Source organism: Magnetovibrio blakemorei, from assembly GCF_001746755.1.
GTDB lineage: Bacteria > Pseudomonadota > Alphaproteobacteria > Rhodospirillales > Magnetovibrionaceae > Magnetovibrio > Magnetovibrio blakemorei.
Map to the genome: position 1 here is coordinate 1 of NZ_MCGG01000070.1, position 5694 is coordinate 5694.

5 protein-coding genes are annotated in these 5694 nt (G+C 55.3%); 3 read left to right on the forward strand and 2 right to left on the reverse strand.

All coding sequences use genetic code 11. The features are described from left to right. Positions 1 to 1816: ferrous iron transport protein B (feoB, locus tag BEN30_RS15470; RefSeq protein ID WP_069959225.1), on the forward strand; the 1816-nt coding region annotated here is incomplete at its 5' end. Further along, entirely contained in the window at positions 1816 to 2004 is a 189-nt protein-coding gene (locus BEN30_RS15475; RefSeq protein WP_069959226.1) for a FeoB-associated Cys-rich membrane protein, read from the forward strand. The genes feoB and BEN30_RS15475, both read left to right, overlap by 1 nt. Positions 2005 to 2065: 61 nt before the next feature. Here BEN30_RS15475 and dmeF read toward each other — a convergent pair whose 3' ends face one another. Together dmeF and BEN30_RS15485 are read right to left on the reverse strand one after the other, a co-directional pair. Continuing rightward, a complete protein-coding gene (gene dmeF / locus BEN30_RS15480) occupies positions 2066 to 3055 on the reverse strand; it encodes a CDF family Co(II)/Ni(II) efflux transporter DmeF (RefSeq protein ID WP_069959227.1) in 990 nt (329 codons plus the stop codon). A gap of 109 nt (positions 3056 to 3164) precedes the next feature. Next, positions 3165 to 4505 (reverse strand): alanine/glycine:cation symporter family protein, encoded by a 1341-nt coding sequence (locus tag BEN30_RS15485; RefSeq protein ID WP_069959228.1) that lies wholly within the window; start codon positions 4503 to 4505, stop codon positions 3165 to 3167. A gap of 262 nt (positions 4506 to 4767) precedes the next feature. Here BEN30_RS15485 and BEN30_RS15490 point away from each other — a divergent pair. Further along, positions 4768 to 5694 (forward strand): ANTAR domain-containing protein (locus BEN30_RS15490; RefSeq protein ID WP_139135077.1); only part of this gene is annotated, 927 nt, incomplete at its 3' end.

Here is a 5694-nt window from a genome sequence, read left to right on the forward strand (position 1 = left end):
GTTGATCGAAATGGGCCGTCCCCGCGTTTACGCCCTGAACATGGTCGATGAGATGCATAAAAAGGGCTACAGCATTGACTGTGAAGAGCTGGGCTCAATGCTGGACGGCCCGGTTATCGAAACCGTGGCCACAACGGGTCAAGGCATGGAACAGCTTTTGGACGCGGTGATCCGCGTCGCTGAACAAGAACGCCAAGACAAGCCCATGCGCATTCCGTACGATTATCACTTGGAAGAAGCGATTGATCGGGTCCAAGTGCTGATCGCCGATCTTCATCCCGGCGCCTTGGAAGCCCAGCAAAGTCGCTGGTTGGCCATCAAGCTTTTGGAAGGCGATGACGACATGTTAAGCCGTGAAGGCGAACATGGCGTGTTGATTGAAATGGTGCGCCGTGAGCGGTTTGATTTGGCCAGAACGCATAGCGAAGATGTGGAAATCATGTTTGCCGATTCCCGCTACGGCTTTATCCATGGCTTGCTTTTGGAGGTGCGCAAAAAATCCGTAGATCCGGTGAAGCGGATGCAGACTACTCGCCTGCTGGATTCCGTGTTGCTCCACCGGAGTCTGGGCATGCCGTTGTTTTTGGGTCTGATGTGGTTGATGTTTGAAACCACCTTCACCGTCGGCGCATACCCAATGGATTGGATTGACAGCGGAGTTGGTTGGATTTCTGACATCGTCAGTTCAATGCTCCCCGCAGGGATGATCCGAGACTTGTTGGTTGATGGCATCATTGCCGGCGTGGGGGGGACCATTATCTTCCTCCCCAACATTGTAATTTTGTTCTTCTTCCTCGCGTTCTTTAGCGAAAGCGGCTACTTGGCGCGCTCGGCGTTTTTGTTGGACCGGGTGATGCACACCTTTGGTATGCACGGTAAAGCGTTCATTCCGTTGGTGATGGGCTTTGGCTGCAACGTCCCGGCCATCATGGCGACGCGCACCATCGAAAGTGACCGCGCCCGGTTGATCGCCATTTTGGTCAATCCGTTTATGGCGTGTACGGCGCGGTTGCCGGTGTTTATTTTGTTTGCCGGGGCATTTTTCGCCGAGTGGGCGGGCACCATCGTCTTTATGATGTATCTGTTGAGCATCCTCATTGCCTTTGGCGCGGCGGTGTTTTTGGGCCGCTTCGTGGTGCGCGGTAGCGCTGAGCCGTTTGTCATGGAATTGCCGCCTTACCGCATGCCGTCTCTGCGTGCCGTGCTTTTTCACATGTGGGAAAAGGCCTCTGACTTCTTGCAAAAAGTGGCCGGGGTGATTTTGATCGGCTCGACCGTGTTGTGGTTCTTGCAGGCGTTCCCCAAAGACGTTGATTGGAGCCAAGACTATGCGGGGCAAATCGCCACGCTTGAAGCCGCCGTGCAAAGTGAAGCCAACGATGCCGCAATCTTAAAACTGCACCACGAACAAGACCGCGAGCATTTGGAAAAAAGCTACCTTGGTCGCACCGCGCTGACCGTCGCACCGGTGTTTGCCCCCTTGGGCTTTAACTGGAAAGACACCGTCGCAATTTTGACCGGGGTGGTCGCTAAGGAAGTGGTGGTGGCCAGTTACGCCGTCATTTACGCCCAAGGTGAAGATGCCACCGAAGAATCAGACAGCCTGCGCAACGCCTTGGCCGGAACCATGAACCCACTGGTAGCTTTTGCCTTCATGGTGTTTATTCTAATTTACGTGCCGTGCTTGGCGACCATCGCCGTGATCCGCCGGGAAGCGGGCAGCTGGCAGTGGGCTGGGTTCTCCGTGGCCTTCTCCATGTCGCTGGCGTGGGTTTTGGCCTTTGGTATCATCACCATTGGAGGGTTGTTTGCATAATGGAAAATCAGTTGATTGAAGCCGTCATCCTCGCTGTTATCTTTGGCCTTTGCGTTTTGTATATCGTGCGCAAGGGCATGGCTAAGTTCTCCAAGACGGGTGCCGGATGTGGCGGCGGCGGATGCAGTGGCTGTAGTTCTGCACAGGAAAACGTGCCCCCCAAAGAGCTGCGTAAAAAAGGCCTCTGACAAACGATTTGCGTGACCATAAAAAAAGCCCAGGACTGTGAGGCCCTGGGCTTTTTTTGTTTTATATACAGGCCTCGCCGGGGCAGCGGTTGACTTCGACGGTCACATGGCTGAGCTCTTTGTGCCCTGACAGCAGGGCCTTGTAGTGCCCAGGGTCCTGGGGGCTATGGGTTACCAGCGAGACAACAGCTGCCAAATGATTGGCGCCAACGCGCCATACGTGAATGTCGGATACCAGGTTATCGGCATCGGCTTCGATGTCTTCTTGGATGTGTTGAACGATGTCTTTGGAGATGCTACCGTCCAGCAAAACGGCGCTGGTATCGCGCAACAAACCGTAGGACCATTTGGCGATCACCAGCGCGCCGACGATGCCCATGATCGGGTCCATCCAGGTCCAGCCCATCCATTTCCCCGACAGCAGCGCGACGATGGCTAAGACCGAGGTCAAAACATCGGCCATCACGTGTAGATAGGCGGCGCGCAGGTTGTGGTCTTCGCCCAAGAGGTAGGCTTCTTCTGTGTGATGGGCGTCGTGATGTTCATGCTCATGCTCATGCTCATGGGCATGATGATGCCCATGGTTATCTTCGGCGCCATGGAGCAGTTTCACGCTGAGCAAATTGACGAGTAGCCCAACTGTGGCCACGATCACGGCCTGATCAAAGGAAATGGGCAGGGGCGTGATGATCCGGTCGACGGATTCCCACACCATCATCAAGGCCACCACGGCCAACACCAGAGCGCTGGAATATCCGCCCAGGACGTTGACCTTGCCGGTGCCAAAACAAAAGCGCCGATCCCCCGAGCGGGTTCGGGCAAACCAGTAGGCGAACAGCGTAATGCCCATAGCCGCGGAATGGCTCGCCATGTGCCAACCATCGGCAACCAACGCCATGGAATGAAACACCGTTCCGGCGACAATTTCGACCACCATGGTGACGGCGGTCAGCGCCAGCACGTACACCACCCGGCGCTGGCCGGAATCCATGGCCTCATCGTCTAGGTAATGATGGTGGTGGCCCCACTGATGAAGGTTTTCGCTATGCATGGTGCATTTTCCCTGTCGGTCATATCAAAGCAGCAATATAGCCTTGAACAGTCACGCGGCAAATGAAAATGCGAGCTAATATCAATTAAAGGGGAGCGGCGTTGCGCCGCTAGCCGTCGAGCGCATTGGTGGCCGTCAAGGCCAAATCGTTGCGCATGACGCGGGTGTGTTTGAGCACGATATAGGTCAACGGCAGCAAATGAAGCAACAACGCGCTGCCCACCATAATATCGCCAAGCGACCACAACGGAGCCAAGGGCAAAAACGGCCCGATAAAGGTCATGGAGGCAAAAACCAAGCGGAAGCGTTTGACATTGACGCCGCCCAAAAACACGAAGCAGCGCTCGGAAAAATGCGCCCAATTGATGATTGTGGTAAAGGCAAAGACAATCAAGCACGCGGTCACCATGTAGCGCCCGCCGGTGCCCAGAAAATGGGTGAACGAAGACACCGTCAGGTAAGCCCCGGTGGTGTCCAACCATTGACCGGCCGTCAAGATGACCAGGGCCGTGGTGGTGCAAATGATCAAGGTGTCGGCCACGGGCACGGCGGCGGCCATGTAGGCGCCGCGGGCGGGGTGGTCATGGTTGGCGCCTTGCCAGAACGGCGTGATGCCGATCCCCGATCCGTGAGAAAACACCCCCCGGGCGACGCCGAACTGTACCGTTTCCAACACCGCATAGCCCGCCACGCCGCCGGCGACCGAATAGGGGTGAAAAGCGTATTTGAACACCGACATCAGCGCTTCAAGGGTGTGGGCCTCGGTAAACAGCAAGATGGCCCAACCGCCCAGCATGTAGCCCAAAATCATCCACGGTGCGAGGGTGGTCGATAATTTGAGGATGGTTTTGAAGCCGCCCACCACCACTAAGGAGACTGCGGTGCCCAAAAGGACGGCGGTGGTCAGGTTGGAAATGCCGATTTCGCCGGAAATCGCCTGCGCCACGGAATTCGATTGAATCAGGTTCGCGGTGACCATGCCCTTGACCATCAGCACCCCCGCCAAGCCCGTGGCCAGCCACTTCCAGCGGCCTTTCACCAACGTTACGATGTACAGCATGGGGGTGGCGAACAGTTCGGGGTTATCGCCGCGGCGCGCCAACTTGACCGCCCAATACGCGGAGGTCATGCGAAACGACATCCCGGCAAGGGCGGACATCCACATCCAAAACAGTGCGCCGGGGCCGCCTAAATGGATGGCCGTGCCAACGCCAGCCAAGTTGCCGACGCCCACGCTGGCGGCCAGGGCGGCAAAAAAAGCATGATGGTGCGCGACAGAGCGTTCGTGTTCCAGCCCGGTTTCGGCGCCGCGGTGAAAGAACAGCGTGCGCACTTCATCAATCATGCCCTTAAACGCCGCGCCCTGCGTCGCAAAGGTGAACACAATGCCCAGTTCGAGATAGATGAACGCCAAAAAGGGGTTCCATAACCAGGAAGATAGCGTTTCCATGAACCTCTATAACCCAACTGAAAAAATGGCAAAAAAAAGGGCCGCCTTACGCGGTATTTGTCAGTGTTTAAGACTTAACACATCGACAGCCTACGCTCCACAAACATATTCGCCTTTTTTACCCACCCATTCCGGTTATCTCAGCGCTTTTTATTTCCCCGTGCCTTCAGCATCTTCTATACTGATATTCATAGTATGAATCTATCCGCAGCGGACCAGTTCCGCGAGAGCCAAATCGGTCAAAAAATGGGTTTAAGTGTCCATGAGTGCAAATATTCAGTTCGTTTTGGGGCTTAACAACGTCGACGTGCGTAGAAGTCTGGCGTCCGCACTCGCAAATGATGGCTACAGCAACATTTTAGTCAGCGGCACGCGCAACAAAATTCTCAGTTATATTCTGCAATATCAAGTGGATGTGCTGGTCTGCGACACCAACTTAGACGGTAAGGATATGACCAGTATGGTCTATAACATCCGCCACCAGGAAATCGGATGCAACCCTTTTATGACGGTGTTTATGATCTCTGAATCCCGAGATATCGAGGTCATTCGACGGATTGTTAACGCGGGCGTGGATACGGTCATGGTTACCCCGGTGGTGGTTAGCAACATTTTAAAGATCATCAATGTGTTAAAATTAGATCGTAAAGACTGGGAGGTCACGGCCCAGTACGTTGGCCCCAGCCGTCGCGGCAAAAATCAGCCCGAGGCCGAGCAAGCGCCGCTGATCCGGGTGCCCAATACGCTCAAATACAAGTTCTCCGCCAACCCTACCGAGGCACAGCTGCTGAAAATAATCGGCAACTCTTCGATTGAGATCAACATGCAGAAAACCACCAGCCAGGTGATCGAGATTGACCAGGTGGTGGGGCAAATTTGCAAAGCTAGCGCCGACCCCTCTCAAAGCCAGTCCCTCGTCACGTTCGCCAAACGGCTCAAGGGGACGGCCCAGAATTTGTTGCATCGTTTGGGAAGGTATTCAGGGCGCGATCAGGGCTTAGATGATACCCTGGGCAAAATTGTCGCAACGGCGGAGCAAATGATCGCAGGGCAAGCGGTTGATTATGCAACGGTTCTGAAGGATCTCGACAAGGCCCTGAATACGGGCATTGAATCCCTGTCCGCGCAGGGGTTCCGGCCCCTAAACGCGCTTGGCTCTCAATCCGCGGTCTTGCCATTGGATGAGCCG

Coding starts and splice junctions, on each gene's coding strand:
- BEN30_RS15475 (WP_069959226.1), top strand. CDS start 1,816: ATGGAAAATCAGTTGATTGAAGCCGTCATCCTCGCTGTTATCTTTGGC.
- dmeF (WP_069959227.1), bottom strand. CDS start 3,055: ATGCATAGCGAAAACCTTCATCAGTGGGGCCACCACCATCATTACCTA.
- BEN30_RS15485 (WP_069959228.1), bottom strand. CDS start 4,505: ATGGAAACGCTATCTTCCTGGTTATGGAACCCCTTTTTGGCGTTCATC.